The sequence below is a fragment of the Brumicola pallidula DSM 14239 = ACAM 615 genome, assembly GCF_000428905.1.
In the GTDB taxonomy this organism is placed as follows: domain Bacteria; phylum Pseudomonadota; class Gammaproteobacteria; order Enterobacterales; family Alteromonadaceae; genus Glaciecola; species Glaciecola pallidula.
Map to the genome: position 1 here is coordinate 211,638 of NZ_KE386814.1, position 19,312 is coordinate 230,949.

At 41.3% G+C, this 19,312-nt stretch carries 12 protein-coding genes; 8 read left to right on the forward strand and 4 right to left on the reverse strand.

Going from position 1 to position 19,312, the window contains the following annotated elements:
• Nucleotides 1-31: 31 nt before the first annotated feature.
• Nucleotides 32-1,189, forward strand: coding sequence for a Na/Pi symporter (locus tag G399_RS0111820; protein WP_006013824.1), 1,158 nt, complete (start codon nucleotides 32-34; stop codon nucleotides 1,187-1,189).
• A gap of 134 nt (nucleotides 1,190-1,323) precedes the next feature.
• On the opposite strand, the gene G399_RS0111825 is transcribed toward G399_RS0111820, so the two are convergent.
• On the reverse strand, nucleotides 1,324-2,493 hold the full coding sequence (locus G399_RS0111825) for a DcaP family trimeric outer membrane transporter (protein WP_006013826.1): 1,170 nt from the start codon (nucleotides 2,491-2,493) through the stop codon (nucleotides 1,324-1,326).
• Between the two features lie 240 nt (nucleotides 2,494-2,733).
• Between G399_RS0111825 and acs the strand changes: the two genes are divergently transcribed.
• Together acs and G399_RS0111835 are read left to right on the forward strand one after the other, a co-directional pair.
• Nucleotides 2,734-4,677, forward strand: a complete 1,944-nt coding sequence (acs, locus tag G399_RS0111830) for an acetate--CoA ligase (RefSeq protein WP_006013828.1) — start codon at nucleotides 2,734-2,736, stop codon at nucleotides 4,675-4,677.
• Between the two features lie 10 nt (nucleotides 4,678-4,687).
• Nucleotides 4,688-5,332: a response regulator transcription factor gene (locus G399_RS0111835; RefSeq protein ID WP_006013830.1), complete on the forward strand. Its 645-nt coding sequence runs from the start codon at nucleotides 4,688-4,690 to the stop codon at nucleotides 5,330-5,332.
• Between the two features lie 40 nt (nucleotides 5,333-5,372).
• Here the strand turns inward: G399_RS0111835 and G399_RS0111840 are convergent, their stop codons facing one another.
• On the reverse strand, nucleotides 5,373-6,407 hold the full coding sequence (locus G399_RS0111840) for an MBL fold metallo-hydrolase (protein WP_006013831.1): 1,035 nt from the start codon (nucleotides 6,405-6,407) through the stop codon (nucleotides 5,373-5,375).
• A gap of 282 nt (nucleotides 6,408-6,689) precedes the next feature.
• On the opposite strand from G399_RS0111840, the gene G399_RS0111845 reads away from it, so the two are divergent.
• Nucleotides 6,690-7,064 carry a VOC family protein gene (locus G399_RS0111845; protein ID WP_006013833.1) on the forward strand — a complete coding sequence of 125 codons (375 nt, stop codon included), beginning with the start codon at nucleotides 6,690-6,692 and terminating at the stop codon, nucleotides 7,062-7,064.
• 278 nt (nucleotides 7,065-7,342) lie between these two features.
• Here G399_RS0111845 and G399_RS0111850 read toward each other — a convergent pair whose 3' ends face one another.
• Nucleotides 7,343-10,780, reverse strand: coding sequence for a PAS domain-containing hybrid sensor histidine kinase/response regulator (locus tag G399_RS0111850; RefSeq protein ID WP_006013835.1), 3,438 nt, complete (start codon nucleotides 10,778-10,780; stop codon nucleotides 7,343-7,345).
• Nucleotides 10,781-11,034: 254 nt separating this feature from the next.
• On the opposite strand from G399_RS0111850, the gene G399_RS0111855 reads away from it, so the two are divergent.
• The 4 genes from G399_RS0111855 (at nucleotide 11,035) to G399_RS0111870 (ending at nucleotide 15,628) form a co-directional block, all read left to right on the forward strand.
• Complete coding sequence (locus G399_RS0111855; RefSeq protein ID WP_006013837.1) at nucleotides 11,035-11,301, forward strand: DUF4212 domain-containing protein; 267 nt, start codon at nucleotides 11,035-11,037, stop codon at nucleotides 11,299-11,301.
• A gap of 3 nt (nucleotides 11,302-11,304) precedes the next feature.
• Entirely contained in the window at nucleotides 11,305-13,011 is a 1,707-nt protein-coding gene (locus G399_RS0111860; RefSeq protein WP_006013839.1) for a sodium:solute symporter family protein, read from the forward strand.
• A gap of 110 nt (nucleotides 13,012-13,121) precedes the next feature.
• Entirely contained in the window at nucleotides 13,122-14,954 is a 1,833-nt protein-coding gene (locus tag G399_RS0111865) for a putative nucleotidyltransferase substrate binding domain-containing protein (protein WP_006013841.1), read from the forward strand.
• Nucleotides 14,954-15,628 (forward strand): 3'-5' exonuclease, encoded by a 675-nt coding sequence (locus tag G399_RS0111870; RefSeq protein WP_026843688.1) that lies wholly within the window; start codon nucleotides 14,954-14,956, stop codon nucleotides 15,626-15,628. Before G399_RS0111865 ends, G399_RS0111870 begins: the two co-directional genes overlap by 1 nt.
• A 237-nt stretch (nucleotides 15,629-15,865) precedes the next feature.
• On the opposite strand, the gene G399_RS0111875 is transcribed toward G399_RS0111870, so the two are convergent.
• Nucleotides 15,866-19,069, reverse strand: coding sequence for a TonB-dependent receptor (locus G399_RS0111875; RefSeq protein WP_006013846.1), 3,204 nt, complete (start codon nucleotides 19,067-19,069; stop codon nucleotides 15,866-15,868).
• Between the last annotated feature and the right edge of the window lie 243 nt (nucleotides 19,070-19,312).

The window sequence follows — 19,312 nt, forward strand, 5'->3', positions numbered from 1 at the left end:
AGCGCCATTTCTATGAGTGAAAGCACATACTATGCAAAATGAAATTATTGCACCCGTCAGCACGATTAAAGGCGTAACAAGCTTGCCTAAAGCGCTACGTTGGTCTTTATTAGTATTCTTAGTGTATCTGATGCTGTTGGCAGTTGGGCTCATTGGTAGCGGCTTCAAAGAAGCAACGCAAGAGCAAGCTAAAGCGCTATTTGAATTAGCAGCTAATCCGGTCATGGGACTCATTATCGGTATGGTGTGCACCGCGCTTATTCAATCTTCAAGCACGGTGTCGTCTATTATCGTTGCGATGGTTGCAGGTGGCTTACCCATCAGCATAGCTATTCCTATGATGATGGGAGCAAATATTGGCACCAGCATCACCAACACGATTGTCAGCCTCGGTCATATCGGCAATAAAGCTGAGTTTCAACGCGCCTTTAATGCGGCGACTATTCACGATTTCTTCAATATTTTTGCGGTACTTATTTTTCTCCCGCTAGAAATAATGTTTGGTATTTTTGAACATATCAGTGCCGCAATGGTAAGTTTAGTCGCGTCAGGGGCGACTGCAGAGCTGGGTGGTTTCAACCCTATTAAAGCAAGTACTGCACCCGTAATCGACTTCGTCAAAGCGCTGCTAGTTAATACTAATGATATTTATAGCGGTTCTATAAAAATTATATTAGGTTTAGCTTTGATCATTATTTCTATCACTTGGATGGGAAAGATAATGAAATCGTTAATGATAGGCAGGGTTCAAGATATTCTAAAAAGTGCACTTGGGAAAGGATCTGTTACTGGCATTTCGTCGGGAGCCATCATGACTATCTTAGTGCAATCTTCATCCACAACAACGTCCCTTTTGGTTCCCCTTGTGGGCAATGGCATTGTTACTGCAAGGTCAATCTACCCATTTACTTTGGGAGCAAATATTGGCACTTGTATTACTGCATTAATCGCAGCGCTTGCTATTGTCGGACCCAATGCTGAACTTGCATTACAAATAGCCTTTGTGCATTTGGCCTACAATGTGTTGTCGGTAGTGGTTATTTACGGTATTGCTTTATTGCGTGAATGGCCACCAAATTTGTCTTATAAATTATCATTGAAAGTTGCTGACCGCAAAATATATGGGCTTGCATACATTATCGGTTTATTCTTTTTATTGCCCTTAGGTGCGGTTTTTATCGTTTCTTAATGGCTACTTCTACGCCATATAGTTTGGCTTAAGAATAAAAGTCTATACGTTTGGAGCATAGACTTTTTGGGTTTTTATATTAAGCCCTGAGCATAATTATATTAAGAGGTAAATTATGCAATTGCACATAAACTTTAGAATGCGTACTTCATTGAGAATTGAACTCTTGTCATATCGCCCTCAGCACCAGATTCAATTTCTCTGGTCGCTTGCTTAACCTCGCCACCCACGGTAATTTTCTTGGTGGGTGAATATAACAAGTTAGCGCTTATGCTACTGGTACTTGCAGTCGCCGATGTTCCGGTAAAGGCAACATCGTTATCAACTGACAATGATGAATAGCTAAAATTTGAGCGCATTTTAGCATTCCACACATGGCGATAGGCAACTGAATAGGCTGTTGAATCAATCGTTTCTAAGTTGCCATTGGCATCTAGTACAGCACCATTGACCGTATTTAATGCTACATAGCGACCCAAACCTGAACCGGTTGTAAGTGATAAGCGGATATCATCTTGCCCTCCGACGTTGATTTTTGAGTTAATGCTGACACCCGTTGATGACGTTGAATCATCAATTGCAACTGTGTCGTCATATTTTAATTGACGGATAATACCCGCTACTGACACATGACCCCAATCGGCTGTGTGAGTGTAGCGAACAACCGCATCGGGAACTGGATCGTCATCAGACACGATCCGTCCACCGCCACCAAAAGGAGTGATAGTCGTTTCTGAGTTCTCTAACGCAAACTCCCAAGCACCCGTTTTATATCTTACCAAGGCTTGACGAGCAAACGCGACACCATCGGTTGCACCCACAAAATCGAGTGATTCAGGTAGCGTTTTTACGTCTTGGAAGGTCGTCCATGTTTGACCTACTGTCCAGCCACTATAGCTAATAAAAGCGTGACGAACGCGTGGTACATAGGAATTACTTACCCTCTCATTGCCGCCTGGAGTGACTAAGAAATCTAATTCCAATACGCCTGTTATGCTCTCACCCTCTTCTGTTTTTGTGTTTGTAGTGAAACGAAAGCGACTCTGTTTAACGTGTGCATCGAACTGTGTATCTTCTTTGGCGCCGCCAACAGGCGTGAGGCCAGGAAGATAAAAGTCTCTGCCAATACTCTGGGTTCCTAATGAACCATCTGAGTACGAACTAAACATCGCATCGACTTTTATATAGCCGCTAAATTTTACATCGGTGCCTGCCAGCATGTCGGCCTGCGCATTTATCGATACCGCTGATACGCCAAGAGCCAAAGAAACCGCTAATGCAGACTTTAATATTGAATTTTTCATATTCGTATCCATGTGCTAAAACGTTAATAGTGTGTAAATTTGTAGTTAACTGGATGTAATTTTACGTAAATCAATCAAATTGCAAATTAGCGCATGGTCTATCAGACTAAAGTCGCAGTGAATTGATAAGATGTCATTGTCGGGTCATACCAAAGTCTCATTTTGGTTTGCCCATATAAGTTTATTGTGATGGTATTAGTCAGAATAATTTTTTAGAACCTCAAATACGGAGACGATACAATGTCGGCCAAGAAGCTTTATCCAGTCCCAGAGTCATATAAAGAAAATACGCTACTTACGCCAGAGCAATACGAAACGATGTACCAGCAGTCGGTGAATGATCCTGATGCGTTTTGGGCTGAGCAGATGACTCAGATTGAGTGGTATAAAAAACCCACCATTATTAAAAACACAACGTTTGACGCTTCCACGCTTTCGATTAAATGGTTTGAAGATGGCGAATTGAACGTAAGTTACAACTGTATTGATCGCCATTTAGCGACGCGTGCTAAAAAGACCGCTTTATTTTGGGAAGGTGACTCTCCCAGTGATAGCCAAAAAGTATCTTATCAAGAGCTTCACTACGAAGTTTGTAAACTGGCGAATGGCTTGAAAAAACTAGGCGTTGAGAAAGGCGACCGCGTTGCGCTCTATATGCCAATGGTGCCTCATGCTGCTTATGCAATGTTGGCGTGTGCCCGTATTGGCGCAATCCACTCTGTTATTTTTGGCGGCTTTTCACCCAATGCGATTGCTGACCGTATTAATGACAGCCAAGCTAAAGTAGTTATTACCTGTGATGAAGGTCGCAGAGCGGGTCGCTCAGTGCCGTTAAAAGCGAATGTTGACCAGGCCCTAGCCAATGGCGCTTGTCCGTCAATTACCGCTGTCGTTGTGCATAAGTTAACTGGTGGTGAAGTTAAAACAAACGATGTCGACGTTTGGTGGCATGATCTTGTTGAAGATTGCTCTGCTCAATGCGAGCCAGAAGTAATGAATGCCGAAGACCCACTTTTCATTCTGTATACATCGGGCTCTACCGGGCAACCCAAAGGAGTGGTTCACACAACCGGCGGTTATTTGTTATATACGACCATGACATTTAAATATGCATTTGATTACCGCGAAGACGATGTCTTTTGGTGCTCTGCAGATGTGGGCTGGATCACAGGGCATAGTTACATTGTTTACGGTCCATTATCGAATGGTGCGTCACAAATATTTTTCGAAGGTGTACCCACCTATCCTGATGTACGTCGTATTGCGCAAATTGTTGAAAAATACAAAGCAACCACACTTTATACAGCGCCAACAGCAATTCGTGCCTTAATGGCGCACGGTGATAAGCCAGTTGAAGGGTGTGATTTATCGTCATTACGTATTCTTGGGTCGGTAGGTGAACCTATTAATCCTGAAGCGTGGGATTGGTATTACCGTACTATTGGGCAAAGTAGATGTCCGATTATTGATACTTGGTGGCAAACAGAAACCGGCGGTATTATGATTATGCCGATGCCAACAGTACATGCCTTAAAACCCGGTTCAGCAACGCGTCCGATGTTTGGTATTGTGCCTGCATTATTTGATGCCGAGGGGAATGAGATAGAGGGTGTTGGTGAAGGTAACTTGGTAATCAAAGATAGCTGGCCTAGCCAAGCTAGAACGGTATATGGCGATCATAAGCGCTTTATTGAAACCTACTTTAGCGCCTACCCAAATGTATACTTTACCGGAGACGGTTGTCGTCGTGATGAAGATGATTATTTTTGGATTACAGGACGAGTCGATGATGTGCTTAACGTATCGGGTCACAGACTCGGTACAGCAGAAATCGAAAGTGCATTAGTAGCGCATCCAGACGTCGCAGAAGCTGCCGTTGTGGGTTATCCACATGACATAAAAGGCCAAGGTATTTATGTTTATATAACGCCAAACGAAGGCATTGAAGTGAATGACCAACTCACTGCTGAAATACGTAAATGGGTTCGCACCGAGTTAAGCCCAATTGCTATGCCAGACATAATTCAGTGGACTAAGGGATTACCAAAAACCCGTTCAGGTAAAATTATGCGTCGCATCCTGCGCAAAATCGCAGCGAATGAGCATGAAAACTTAGGTGATACATCAACATTGGCAGATCCTTCTGTTGTTGATACACTCATAACGGAGCGATTGAATAAATAAAGGAATTGGTATGGTAACCTTGCTTATTGCAGACGACCATCCTCTATACCGTGATGCCCTGAAAGGGGCATTATGTATGGCGTTTAGTGATCTGGAAATACTTGAGTCTGGCAATTTAAATGAAACGGTCAAGGTGCTGCATGAGCACGTTATTGATTTATTATTACTTGATTTACATATGCCAGGAAGTAGTGATTTATTTGGATTATTACATATCCAAAAAACATTCCCTGATCTTCCTATTGCGGTTGTATCTGGAACCGAAGATGTGTCGTTAATTTCTAAAGTGGTCGGTGTTGGTGCTATGGGTTTCATCCCCAAAACCGCCAGTGCACAAAACATAAGTGATGCGGTAAACGCGATGTTAGAGGGTGATATTTGGGTTCCAGAGAGCGTGAGGCAGCAAATTGAGCAGATGGACGAACACTTCTCTGAATTAGCTGAAAATGTGGCTAGTTTGACACCTGCCCAATACAACGTGCTATGTTACATGCGAGACGGCTTACTCAATAAACAAATTGGCTACAATTTAGATATTGCCGAGGCTACGGTGAAAGCTCACGTCACCGCAATATTTAGAAAGCTGGGTATTAACAATCGTACACAAGCCGTATTAATAGCCAGTGAGCTGCAACTCGAGCCGCCAATAAAATAGCTACTTCGTCACTTTAAATACAAGCCATTAAGGGCCTTTCTCACAGCTTGGTTTCTGCCTTGAATATGAGCTGCCCCTGTGCATTAATTTCTCGACTAAACTCACCTGCAAAATATAAATAGTTAAGATGTGCAAAAGCTTCGGCAACGGCAAAAAACATATTATGCGGATTGAGTTTACGTTTAAATAATACAGGCAAACAATCGTTTATAGTTTTTTCCTGCTGACAAAATTCACGCAAACGTCTTAAATGGGCATGGTGATGCTCAATGAGTTCATTTACGCGTGTGTGCAAACCATGAAAAGGTTGTTTATGCGAGGGCAACACCAGCGTATTTGCTGGCAATGTTAAAAATTGCGGTAATGTAGTTAAATAAAGATCTAATGAATTTGCGTTGGGCTCGGTACTGTAAACGCCTATATTAGGAGAAATACCAGGTAATACATGGTCGCCAGAAATAAGTATCCCTCTTTTATCGCTATATAAACACACATGTTCCGGTGAATGTCCGCGTCCAATCATGACCCGCCACTGATCATCGCCAATACTAATTGAATCACCTTCTCTTAAACATTCATACTGCAGCGGAATAGGACGAATAACCTGACCAACGCCTTTGTTTTCTTTGCGATTTTGTTTTGTTTTTTCTACGTATTCTGCAGACATCCCACAGCGCACCAAGTACTCATCATCCTGCCAGTGTGAAGCGCCTCTACCACCGGCCGATATAGCTCTAGCAACAAAATACTCGGAATGGCTCATGTATAGCGGCACTCTGAATTTTTCAACTAAGTATCCAGCCATTCCGATATGATCAGGATGCATATGAGTGACAATTACTTTGCTAATGGGCTTTTCTAATTTAGCCAGCAGGACATCCCATAATTCTTCAACACGACTAGTGCCAATACCAGTATCAATTAAGGCATATCCGTCGTTACCATCTTCTACCAAATATAAATTAATGTGGTCTAGGTCGAATGGCAACGGCATGCGCAACCAAAAGATGTCTGGAGCCACTTTTTGCACTGTGCCTGGCTCTGGAATAGGTACGTCTATAAAAGTAGTTAGCATGTTTCGCCGCAATATGAATTAGTGTTGTATTACCATTAAAAACAATAATGGTGAGCAATACCAAGCACAATTATGAATTATCAAGTATTAGAGAATTGAATAGGGGAGTGATATAAATGAACGAGATGGGCCTGCTTATATGGGCCTATGGCCAATATAGGCTGCAGTGAATTTGCGACATCTATTTGCCCTGCTTATGGACCAACTGCGATTAAGACCGCGTACTGCTTTTGATAAACCTGTAGTACACTCAGGGTTCATTAATTTTTAAAGGACTTTTACATGTTTAGCCATATCATGTTGGGCGCTAACGATATTCAACAATCAAAACAGTTTTACGATGCTATTTTAGGTGTTTTGGGTCACGAGCCCGGTGTTATTGATGAAAAGGGCCGTTGCTTCTACTTTACCGACACAGGTATTTTTTCAATAAGTAAACCGATTGATGGTGAACCTGCGAGTCATGGTAATGGCATGACAATTGGTTTTGCTGCCGCAACAATTGAGCTAGCTGACGCTTGGCATGCAGCTGGTCTAGCAAACGGTGGTATTGACTGTGAAGATCCTCCTGGCTGGCGTGAAGGTGGCAGCAAGAAGCTGTATCTCGCTTATTTACGCGACCCTGCGGGCAATAAAATGTGCGTTTTACATCGATAGCGTTAAAGGTTATTCATAAATAGCGCTGATAAATAGCGCTGATAAATAGCGCTAAATTCTATTCACAAGTAGAGTCAAATTGCTTAAATAAAAATATTGAGGGTTTGAGCAAAAATGCAAAAATCTTCAATAAACTGTAAAACAGGGTTCTGTTTAAGCTCAGTCGCTCTATTTCGACGAGTGAATATCAAACAACGCTAGCGTGATCAGCAATCCCAATCCGCAATCCGCAATCCCAAAATAGCGTGAACACTAACGCTAAAATGGCGTAAGCCTACTTAATCGGTTTTCACCTTCGCTGCTCTTATAAACTTAGTCATACTCTGTATCAATGTTCTTAACTTGGCTGGTTTTATTGGCTTACTTAGATAATTGACGCCTTGCTCTTTACATAATTTAATTAAATCATCACCACGCTTTGCCGTCACTAAACATGCAGGAATGATCATGTTTAACTTAGCTCTAATCGCTTCAATAATGGCTAAACCATCTGGACCGTTACCAAGATGATAATCGGCAAGTATAATTTGTGGTAAAAAGTGTTGGGCGACTATCACCGCTTGTTCAAAATCTTGTGCTGTTTGAACTTCTATGCCCCATTTGGTCAATAATGTTTGCATGGCATCCAAGTTTTCTTGCTGATCATCAACACACAAAATACGTAATCCACTAAATACGGACGTGGCTCTGTACGCAACGACACCTGCAAACTCTGGCGCATCGACTAAATTAAACATAATCGAAAAACAGCTTCCTTTGTTTTCCTCAGACATAACCTTAACGGTGCATTGCAGTTGTTGTGAAAGCCGTTTCACTACACCTAAACCCAGTCCTATACCTTGTTCATTGCTATTTCCCACACGATAAAAATCGCTAAAAATGGCAGCTTGCTGAATCCTAGGTATACCAATGCCGGTATCTCTAACCTCGACAACGACTTTGTTTTTTTGTTTTCTAGCTGTCAATAAGACAGTGCCTGTTTGGGTATATTTCACAGCGTTGGAAACTAAATTTTGTACAATGCGATAAACATAAGTTCGGTCAGCACTTATCCACACGTCTTGTACATTATGTTTAAATATCAAGCGTTTTTCTGTCGCCGTCATACTCATTTCATTGATAATGGGCGTCAGGATCTCGATCACATTTAGGGTTTCAATGAAGGGTTTTAATTCACCTTGATCAAGTCGTGAAATATCCAGAATAGTGCTAATCAAGTTTTCGCTTGAAACTACCGAGTCATTCAGTTTATTAATGATATTAGTGGTGTCATCGTCTAGTTTAGTTTCTTGCAATGCTGACAAATAAAGCTTAGCCGCGTTTAAGGGCTGGAGTACGTCATGACTCGCTAAGGCAAGAAACCGAGACTTGCTTGCGTTGGCATCCTCAGCTTCTTTACGCGCTCTGATTAAGTCTTTTTCAGCGCCATTACGGCGTTCAATTTCTAGCCGCAGTTCGGCATTAATTGAATGCACTTCTTCAGTCCTTTTACGAATGCGTTGCTCGAGCGAAATATTTGTTTCTTTTAAGGCTTGCTGTAACTCAACGTGATCTGTAATGTCATGAAAACTTGTCACAAAACCACCGCCTGGCAAAGGGTTACCAATCATTTCGATGACCCTGCCATCATCACGTTTACGTGTGAATTTATGCGATTGGCCTGATTTAAGGCGCTCAATTCGTTTTTGAACTCGGTTTTCAATCTTATTCGGAGGGCCATCGCTATGCGCCACGTCATAGCGGATCAATTCCTCTATTGGCACACCAATTGATAACATGTCCAGCGGAAAATGGAACAGATCACTATACCGTTTGTTCCAAGCGACTAAATTGAGGTTTTTGTCGACAACACTGATACCTTGCTCTAGATTTTCAAGCGAGGTCATTAAGGCACTGATATTAAATTCGACGGCTTGTGCATTTTCTTCAAAGAAGTTAACCACCTCTGAAATATCCAGCTTTTTGCCTCTTACCAAGCTGTCAATTAAAGCTTTTGAGCTTGAAGAACCAACCACACCGCCCAGCGCGCGTTCACAAAATGAGAGGAATTCTTCGTTGGCAGAATCGTGCATTTTTACGTCGATATTGGTGCGTCTTGAATAGTCGTCAAACAGCTGTTCACAGCGTTCAACTCCGCTGAACTTAGCAATTAATGTGTGTAAGTCTTCAACTGTTACTCTGAGGGGAGGTGCAGTTGCTAAGGGCGATTGCACGTCCGCAGGTGACACAAAAGCTTCGGCTTGTATACGGTCAATTAAGCGAGAATTGGTAATCATCGAGAAGGTAATGTAAGCAATGATATTTGCCAATAAGCTGACCATAGCACCTTTGCTTAACAATTCTGATTGATCAATATCAGGTCCCGAACCACCTAATATTGGCAACATTAACCACATTAAAAAAACCACAATTCCAGCTGTTAATCCGGCGTAAACACCATGTGCATGACCGCGTTTCCAATAAAGGCCGCCAACAATGGGGGGTAATAAATGAATTACTAGGGAGAAGGCTAATAGACCAATGGAAGCTAAGCTCGCGTCACGGGTCATTTGTTGTTGGTATAAAAAAGCGAGGGTCAAAATAAGAAAAATAATGATTCGGCGCAGCAGCTTTATGCGTTTAATTTTATTGGTTTTTACATTCGATATGCGTTTAAGTACTTTAGGTAAAACAACATCATTGGTAATCATGGTGCTCAGAGTAAGCGTGGCGACGATGATCATTGCGGTTGCGGCGGACAAACCGCCGATGAAGACGATTATTTCCAATAAGAGAGAATCAGACAATAGCGCCAGGCTTAAAACATAGTTGTCGGCATTTATGTTCGACTGGCTAAAAATAGCATCACCCGCGGCAGCAATAACTGGAATAGTGCAAGCAATAATGAATAAATACAATGGAAATACCCAGCGTGCTTGTTTGAGATGATCTAGGTTTAAGTTATCAACAACGGCAACGTGAAATTGTCTTGGTAAACAAATAACGGCAGCCGCTGCCATCAGTGTTTGTGCCCAAAATGTGAATGAATAAAATGTATCGATTGCGGCATCAGTTTTGAAATCAACGAAGATATCATTGCTTGGATTCGATTCGTAGTATTGATATGCAACAATTGCAACCAACACGAGAGCAAGCAATTTGATACATGACTCAAAAGAAATGGCGAGCATTAAGCCCCGTCTATACTCCGTTACATCCGTATTTTTAGTACCAAAGTACATGGCAAAAACAGCGACAAAGACGGTTGCGATAAGCACAACCAGACTTGAGTGTTGCTGTTCAGAGATAGAAGTAAATAAGGAGCCAATGGCCTTTAATTGCAAAGCGATATAAGGAATAGTCGCAAGCAGGGCAATGATTGTAACCAGCAGAGCTACAATTTGACGTTTGCCATATCTAGCGCTAATAAAGTCTGCAATGGTGCTAATGTGCTGTTTTTTGCTAACCAATATCAATTTACGAATAAACCGATAAAACACCAAGTAAACAATAATGGGGCCTAACAATATAGGTAAATATAACCAGTTGTCTCGACTCGCTTGACCCACGGCACCAAAAAATGTCCATGCTGTGCAATAAATGCCTAACGCAAGCGAATAGACCAGTGGATTTGACGTGAGCCATCGGGATGTCGGTGTATTGCGATCACCCCATTTGGCAATCCAGAATAACAAACAAAGATAAATTAGTGCGAGTGCAAGCCATCCAAACGACATGTATTTTCCTAACAAAAAATTAACAATTCAAACTGTATCATATTCTATCAGTGGCCTAAGACCACTAAGACCATCGTCTCATTTTACCTTTTTTAGCTAAGAGATACAGTACCCCTAACAATGTTAATGTCAGGTTTTGCAGTGGTTTGGCTCAAATTTGTATAAAAATACAAGTCAACATCACTGACAGCAAAGGCTTACGTTAGCAAAATGTTAAACAAATACATCTTATTAACTTGGTGAGGAACGTAAAGATGGCTTTTAAAAATGAAGGGGATCAGAAGGCTTACTGGAACGAGAATTTATCTCTCCTGTTTAAACTTCTAATTGTATGGTTCGTCGTCTCGTTTGGCGCCGGTATTATTTTTGTTGAGGTACTGAATCAAATTCAGTTTTTCGGGTTTAAACTTGGTTTTTGGTTTGCACAACAAGGCTCAATATACGTGTTTGTTGCACTTATCTTCATCTACATGAAGAAAATGAATGCCATAGACAAAAAATACGGCGTGGAAGAGGAATAACTGATGAGCGTACAAGTATTAACATTTATCATTGTTGGGGCATCATTTTTGCTCTATATGGGCATTGCCGTTTGGGCACGTGCCGGAACAACTAATGACTTCTATATTGCTGGTGGTGGTGTTCATCCAATATTGAATGGTATGGCAACGGCAGCTGATTGGATGTCAGCAGCGTCTTTCATCTCTATGGCAGGTTTGGTCTCTTTCATGGGATACGATGGCGCAGTTTATTTGATGGGATGGACCGGGGGTTATGTGCTTCTCGCACTTTTATTGGCTCCTTATTTGCGTAAGTTTGGCAAATTTACAGTGCCAGATTTTATCGGTGATCGTTATTACTCGCAAACAGCCAGAACGGTTGCAGTAATTTGTGCCATTTTCGTATGTTTTACATACGTAATTGGTCAAATGCGTGGCGTTGGTGTTGTCTTCAGTCGCTTCTTAGAAATTGAGTTATGGCTGGGTGTTGTTATCGGTATGGGTGTGGTTTTTTTCTACACAGTACTTGGCGGCATGAAAGGGATCACTTACACCCAAGTGGCTCAATTTTGCGTCATGATATTTGCCTATATAGTTCCGGCAGTCTTTATTTCAATCATGTTGACAGGTCACGTACTGCCTCAAACTGGTTTTGGTGCCACATTATCTGATGGCTCGGGTATGTTTTTACTCGAAAAGCTAGATATGTTGTCAACCGACTTAGGTTTTAATGAATACACTTCAAATACTAAATCGTATTTAGATATTTTCTGTATTACTTTTGCTCTAATGGTCGGTACTGCCGGTTTACCTCACGTAATTGTTCGTTTCTTTACTGTACCTAAAGTAAGTGATGCGCGTAAGAGTGCGGGTTGGGCTTTAGCGTTTATTGCTATCCTTTATACCACTGCTCCTGCACTTGCGTCGTTTGCTCGTGTGAACATGATTGAAACTATTAATGGTCCTGACGGTACGGGTATGTCCTATGCTGAAGCGCCAAGCTGGATTAAGAATTGGGAAAAAACCAACCTTATCTCGCACGACGATAAAAATGGCGACGGTAAAATGTTCTACTCAGGCGATGAGCGTAACGAGATGACAATTGACCGTGACATTATGGTTTTGGCTAACCCAGAAATTGCGAATTTACCAGCTTGGGTAATCGCATTGGTTGCTGCTGGTGGCGTTGCTGCTGCGCTGTCAACGTCTGCAGGTTTGCTATTGGTAATATCCACGTCGGTCTCGCATGATTTACTCAAACGAAACTTGATGCCAAATATTTCGGATAAGAAAGAGCTACTGTCAGCGCGTATTGCTGCGGGGGTAGCTATTCTAATAGCCGGTTACTTTGGCATAAATCCGCCAGACTTTGTGGCCGCCATCGTCGCCTTTGCCTTCGGTCTTGCTGCTTCCAGTTTCTTCCCAGTAATCATTATGGGTATATTCAGTAAGCGTATGAACGATAAAGGCGCTATTTCTGGCATGATTACAGGTATCGTATTCACGGCTGCTTATATAATCTACTTTAAGTTTGTTAGTCCTGAAATGAACCAACCGGATAACTGGTTATTCGGAATTTCTCCAGAAGGAATTGGTACTATCGGTATGATAATAAACTTTGCTGTTGCCTTCGTAGTATTCAAGTTTACGGATGATGCACCGCAAGAAATCCAAGATCTTGTTGAAAGTATTCGGTTCCCTAAAGGGGCTGGTGAAGCACAAGCTCACTAGTATGATGTAATATTCAAAAGCCCAGCTATGCTGGGCTTTTTTATCACTGTAAACTACAACCCCTTGCTTATTAATGTACTTATACTTGTTACCTCAATAAGGAGTTATTTATGCATGCTGTACCCCAGCAGGTGACTGATTTTCTTCAACAGTCAGGTCCCTTCGATATGTTAGATATCGAACAGCTTCATGCTATTGCTCGACATTCTCATATTATTTACTTAGCGGCTGAGAACCAGCAAGAGATGCTTTCGACGCATAAAAACTCACTTTACTTGATTCAAAGCGGCCAGTTTTCGGTCAAGGATTGTGACGGTGCACTTAAGCATTTAAGTGACGGTGACTACTTTGGCTACGCTGCTTTATTGGATAACGTTAGCTATAAACTTGATGTTACTGTCGACAGCCCTGGACTTGTCCTTTGTATGCCAAAAGAGTGGTTTGATAAGGCCATGTCGCACCCCAGAATTAATCAGTTTTTTAATGCGGCCAAAGACGATGTTTTGCAGCATGATGCGGTGACCGACTCAAATTCGATGTGGCTGCATAAGCCTCTATTTGAAATTATAGAAATACTCCCTATTACCATTTCACAATCTGCCTCTATACAACGTGCCGGGGCGTTGATGAGTCAAAAGCGCGTATCATCAGTTTTGATCATTGAACATGATCAATTGCTCGGTATAGTAACCGACCGTGACTTGCGCAACAGAGTGGTAGCAGTCGGCCTCGATATGCAGTTACCGGTAAGGCAAATAATGACTGAAAATCCAGCCTATTTAACTCAGAATAAAACCTTATTTGATGCGGTTTGTTTGATGAATGAAAAATCCATTAATCACTTGCCTGTGCTTGATAAAATTACTAATGCACCGGTTGGTATGATCACGGCAACCGATATTTTCAAACAACAACGTAACAACGTGTTATTCGTTATTAGTGATATATCAAAAGCCAATAATCTGTACGAACTCACTCGTTGTTCTTGGCAATTGCCGCATTATTTTGCTTCTAGTGCTAAGCGTCCCGGCGATTTTGATATTGTGGGTAAAGTACTCTCCCAAGCTACTGATGTAATGACGCGTAAATTGATTACCTTCTTTCAGCAGCAGAATGGCGAAGCGCCCATGCCTTATTCTTGGTTGGTTTATGGATCGCAAGCGCGTGAAGACCAAACAATGGGATCTGATCAAGACAATGCCTTACTGTTGGCCGATGAACCAAATCAAGAGCAGGCTGTATATTTTGAAAAAATGGCTAAATACGTTTGTCTAGGATTGGGGAAATGTGGCATAAAATTATGTGATGGCAATATTATGGCATCAAATCCCAAGCTTCGCATGTCTTTGAAAGCGTCTATTGAACAATCTAAAGCATGGGTTCGCCAACCGACTCCTAACGCTATGCTGTCGTTTAATATTTTCTTAGATGCTCGTTCTGCGGCGGGCGATTTAAGCTTGTTTTCGCGCTTGCAAGAAGAACGCAAAACATTGTTTCAACAATCTATGTTTTTGGCCGCTTTAGCGCGTCAAGCAAATGAAGGGTCAGTGCCGCTGTCTATGTTTCAAAAGTTTGTTTATGCAAAAGATAAGAAAGTGAAAGACAGTATTGATTTGAAGCACACAGCCATTGCCATTATCAATAATTTAGTGCGGATTCACGCACTGGCAAATGGAATTACAATACCGTCGACTGTGGGCAGGTTAAATGCATTACCAGAAAATAGCGGTGTTTCTTCAGAAGATATTAAGAATTTAAAAGATATCTGGTTATTTTTAAATCGACTAAGGTGGCGTCATCAACTCCATAATAAAGTACAAGATAACTTTATTCGTGTGAGTGATTTATCGTCCATCGAAAAGCATCAATTGAAAGCTGCGTTTCAGGCGATACACAGAGCACAACAAACCGCAGTGCTTAAATATTCTGGTGGCATAGGGTAATGGTTTCACTATTTTCCAAACTACTCAAACGCCAGCCAACCCTGCCTGATAGATGGAAATCAATGCGCATAAAGGACACACCTCTTTTGTCCATCGATTTAGAGCTTACTAGCTTGGATACAAAAATTGCTAAAATCACGTCTATCGGCTGGGTTATGGGAGAGCACCACAGTATTGATTTGAGTTCGGCGTTTTATACTGTTATTCGTGCTTCGGGAGATTTGCAGCAAAGCCCGGTTATACATGGCTTAACTGCGAGAGACTTGCTAAAGGGTGAGCATGTCAAAACGGTGATTGGGCAGTTGCAAGCATTTGCCAGTTCGCATGTTTGGGTTTTGCATAATGCCAGTTTAGATATGCAAGTATTGAACAGAGTTGCACATAACCTCGGCATCCCTAAAATTGAAATTACAACCATTGACAGTATGTTGCTAGAGCTTTATTTTCTTAATAAAACCCAAGATATGGTAAAGCAAGGTGCAGTCACACTTGAAAATTGCCGGCATCGATATGGTTTACCCGAAGCACCAAATCACAATGCATTGGATGATGCACTTGCTACTCTTTCTCTCAGTTTTGCGCAATTGTATAAATTTGATAAACAGTCCTCAGCGGCCCTTTCGGATTTGTTGCATTCCAAGGCCATTAAAATATATCGTATTGGAGAGGCGTGAGTTGGATCACGATTTTTTGTAGTGTACTGGTTTTTGTAGTATTAATACTTGAGCGTAACAATGTAGTCGTCGAGCGTGTAGTGAAAACTAAATACGTCGTGCTGGACTCATCAATAATGAGAACAAATAGTCAACTTAGTAATATATCAGTCGGCCGTGCTTACCATATCAGATATAAAAAATGCCAGTCAGAGTATCTGACTGGCATTAACTACAATATAACTATTTGACTTACTCTTAGAAGGTGTAACGAACACCCACTTTGATACGCCAAGTAGATTCTTCAGGTCTAAACTCATTCCAATTACGAAGGTCTGAACCTCTGAAGCGTTCTTCATATTGATAGCGTCCGTCGTCTGAAAGACCTCTTAAGTCAAACAAAGACTGTTGAGGGAAACGCATTTGATATACCTGCCCCCAATCATCGTTTAGTAGGTTCGCTAAATTATCAACGGTAAGATACACCATGCTCTTATGACCATCAGTGAAACCAGGAAGTTCTTGAGTAATATTCAAGTCCATCGTAGTTACCCACGGTTGAGTTGTTGCATTCTTAGGAGCGTAGCCACCTTGATAAGCAGCAAGTCCAGCTTCATCAATAATCACTTTCATTTCTTCATAGCTTAGACGACCACCGTCAAAATCCATGTTCGGATCATCTGGGCCACTTGGCAAATACACTTGATAAACAGAATTTGAGTACAGTGATGGTTGGTCACCGAAATCATCATCTCTAAATAGGCCAAGCGTATATGTCAAAGGACGGCCTGAACGACGTGAGAAAAACAAATCAAACGTTGTGTCATATCCATCAAGGAACTGAGTTTTGTAACCGAGATTAAGTACAAATCTATGCTCAGTTTCAAAATCAGTAGTACCAATTAGCGGCTGATTTCGGTTCAAGTTGACGTTAAATTGGTAATTAGAAATAGAACGTGAGCTTGAACCAGGGTTTGCATTTGTAATATCTTGATTAGTATAAGACATATTCATACGAACGCCGTTGTCCCAACTCTTCTTCAAGCTAGTTGTCCAGATAATGCTACGGCCATTGTCATCAGCATTAGTAAGCGCTATATCGAAGTTATCTGCTAAGTCGCCCTCGTAACGGCTCTCGTAAATAATACGTTTGCCATCAAAAGTGCGTTCACCACTATCTACACGAGAACTATCAATCCAAAAAGAGGCATCTGATTGCTTCACATAATTAACTTCGGTGCTCCAATCAAAACCGTCTCCTAAATAAGGAAGATCAAAATTCCAATCGAAACCTAACTGATAGCGCCAATCGGATGGCATTTCGTAATCTTTTGACACATAGTTCGTGCTGCCTGTACCTGATTGAAGAGCATCTAAGGCTGCTTGAGGTATACGCGTAAAGTCAACGTTAGCTGGATCGCGTGCTATTTCGGTTGATACACTTGCTGGCAATTCAACAAAGGTAATACCGTCATTCGTAAATGAGTTAACTACCCAAACATTTGGCTTACCACCACTATATTTACCAACGCCACCACGAATTGTCATATCGTCATTTAGATAATATTTAAAGCTTGCGCGAGGTAATATAATATCTAAACCATCAAGATTTTCGGTATTGTCAAACCCATAAGTATCTACGAAGTTCGGGTTTAGGGTAGGTTTATCACTTGATGCTAAATATTCATAACGAACACCAAAAGATACGTCTAGTTCATCTGAAACAGCCCAATTATCTTCTATATAAAATACGTGAGTTTCACGTGTTGCGTCATACGCAGTATCGTTTGCATCATTTGTAAACGCGTTCTTATATGCAAAACCTTGGCCTCTAAAGTCGTCAGGCGTACGGTTTGCAAAATCCTCTAAACCGGTTGTACCGTCAAAACGGTCATCATCAAATGACCATACCCCTAAAGAGCTTTCTGCGAATAAGTTAAACAAGTTTAAGTTTTCGTAATGATAGCCAAAGTTAATACTATGGTCGCCGGTCAAATAGTTAGCATCAAAATTAAGTCGTAAAGTTTCAGTTTCTGCTTTGTTTGCGTGTCTAAACGCATCAGTACCGAAAACTATATCACCATTATCTGACGCAATATTAACTTCACCAAGACTTGAATTAGTTAATGAATTTGCTTCTGTATTTTTATAGCTCATCGAAATTTCAGTTGAAAAGCCGTCATTCCAATCTGAAAATACACGAGCAGCAAAATTAGTCGACTTTGTATTTAACTCATAAACATTCGAGTTCATGATAATTTCATCATCAGCGTCGGTGTTATTTCTATCTTCAGAATTGTCTTGATATTGAAAAGTAAAGTCTGCTCTGTGCTGGTCGTTTATATTCCAGTCAAGTTTCAGTAGGAACTTTTCATCTGTTTCTTCCGGATCACCAGATACTTGATCCGTCAGGCCGTATACGTCACCTAAAATTTGAAAGAAGCTATCAATTTCTGTTTGTGTAATTTGACTCTGATTTGCACCACTGCCGATGCCATAAAGAACTGGAGTCTCTTTTTGGAAGTTCTCGTAGTTTACGAAGAAGAATAATTTATCTTCAAGTATTGGACCGCTGTAGCTTATACCATATGTACTTTCTTTGCCCGTTGCAAAGTTTTCCACGGGTGCATCAGGGTTGAATTGAGGATCTTCGTCGGTTCTTTTGTTTTCAGGATCACCTGAAAAATTATCATTCTTAAATTCGTAAAATGTAGAACCTTTAAAAGTATTGGTTCCTGATTTTGTAACCACATTTATGATACCACCAGAGAAACCACCTTGCCTGGTATTAAACGGAGTAGTGTCGATCGAAATTTGCTCAACGGCGTCTAATGAAATAGGTGAGCGCTGCGCAGGATAGCCTCCCGAGTTCAAACCAAAATCATCGTTTTGGCCAATCCCGTCTACAGTAATACTGTTAAATTTAGAGTTTTGGCCACCAACGCTCAGGTCACCGCTAGCATCTACAACTGCCAATGGGTTATTACGAATAATATCTTTCAGATCTCGATTGAACGAAGGCATTCTCGCTATTTCTTCTTGGCCATAGGATGAACGAGCACCCGTAGCATCAAAAATAGCAGCAGTGCCTGTTACTTGGATCCGTTCAACACTATCTGGTTCAAGTCTTTGTACTAAGCGATAAGTTTCACCAAGATTTAAAAATACGTTAGTCACAGTCGTGTCTTTATGTACGTCGGAGTCAATTACCACCTCGTATGGACCGCCTACTCGAAGACCTTTAGCAATAAACGCACCCTGGGCATTTGTTTCCATTTCTTTAATGGTGCCGGATGGTATGTGTTTGATTATTATTTTAGTATTCGCTGCAGGTGAACCTGTTGGCGTTGTAATCATGCCGCGAATATCTGATGATGTTGATTGGGCTTGGGCGATTCCAGTCAAGCTAATTGACATCGCTACTGCAATCGCGATGCGATTGAGTTTTGCTTTTTTAAACATTGTCTAATCCCTAAATGTTCTTTGCTATGAACTTTTATTCAATGCGCTGGTCTTTATATACCAACAGGCTATTTTTAATCGTTTTCGAAGAACGATCCATCTATTTACTAGCGTAGTGTACCAGATTAATTATGACACTTTTATTACGAAATTACTCTTGCAGCTTTTATTTGAAGCGATACGGAGTGAGATGGCGTTATAAGCGCTTTATTAATCCTTGAATGCAGTGCTTAAGCCCAAACG

Excerpts from the sequence above, each read along its gene's own strand:
- G399_RS0111820 (WP_006013824.1), top strand. The coding sequence starts at position 32 with ATGCAAAATGAAATTATTGCACCCGTCAGCACGATTAAAGGCGTAACA.
- G399_RS0111825 (WP_006013826.1), bottom strand. The coding sequence starts at position 2,493 with ATGAAAAATTCAATATTAAAGTCTGCATTAGCGGTTTCTTTGGCTCTT.
- acs (WP_006013828.1), top strand. The coding sequence starts at position 2,734 with ATGTCGGCCAAGAAGCTTTATCCAGTCCCAGAGTCATATAAAGAAAAT.
- G399_RS0111835 (WP_006013830.1), top strand. The coding sequence starts at position 4,688 with ATGGTAACCTTGCTTATTGCAGACGACCATCCTCTATACCGTGATGCC.
- G399_RS0111840 (WP_006013831.1), bottom strand. The coding sequence starts at position 6,407 with ATGCTAACTACTTTTATAGACGTACCTATTCCAGAGCCAGGCACAGTG.
- G399_RS0111845 (WP_006013833.1), top strand. The coding sequence starts at position 6,690 with ATGTTTAGCCATATCATGTTGGGCGCTAACGATATTCAACAATCAAAA.
- G399_RS0111850 (WP_006013835.1), bottom strand. The coding sequence starts at position 10,780 with ATGTCGTTTGGATGGCTTGCACTCGCACTAATTTATCTTTGTTTGTTA.
- G399_RS0111855 (WP_006013837.1), top strand. The coding sequence starts at position 11,035 with ATGGCTTTTAAAAATGAAGGGGATCAGAAGGCTTACTGGAACGAGAAT.
- G399_RS0111860 (WP_006013839.1), top strand. The coding sequence starts at position 11,305 with ATGAGCGTACAAGTATTAACATTTATCATTGTTGGGGCATCATTTTTG.
- G399_RS0111865 (WP_006013841.1), top strand. The coding sequence starts at position 13,122 with ATGCATGCTGTACCCCAGCAGGTGACTGATTTTCTTCAACAGTCAGGT.
- G399_RS0111870 (WP_026843688.1), top strand. The coding sequence starts at position 14,954 with ATGGTTTCACTATTTTCCAAACTACTCAAACGCCAGCCAACCCTGCCT.
- G399_RS0111875 (WP_006013846.1), bottom strand. The coding sequence starts at position 19,069 with ATGTTTAAAAAAGCAAAACTCAATCGCATCGCGATTGCAGTAGCGATG.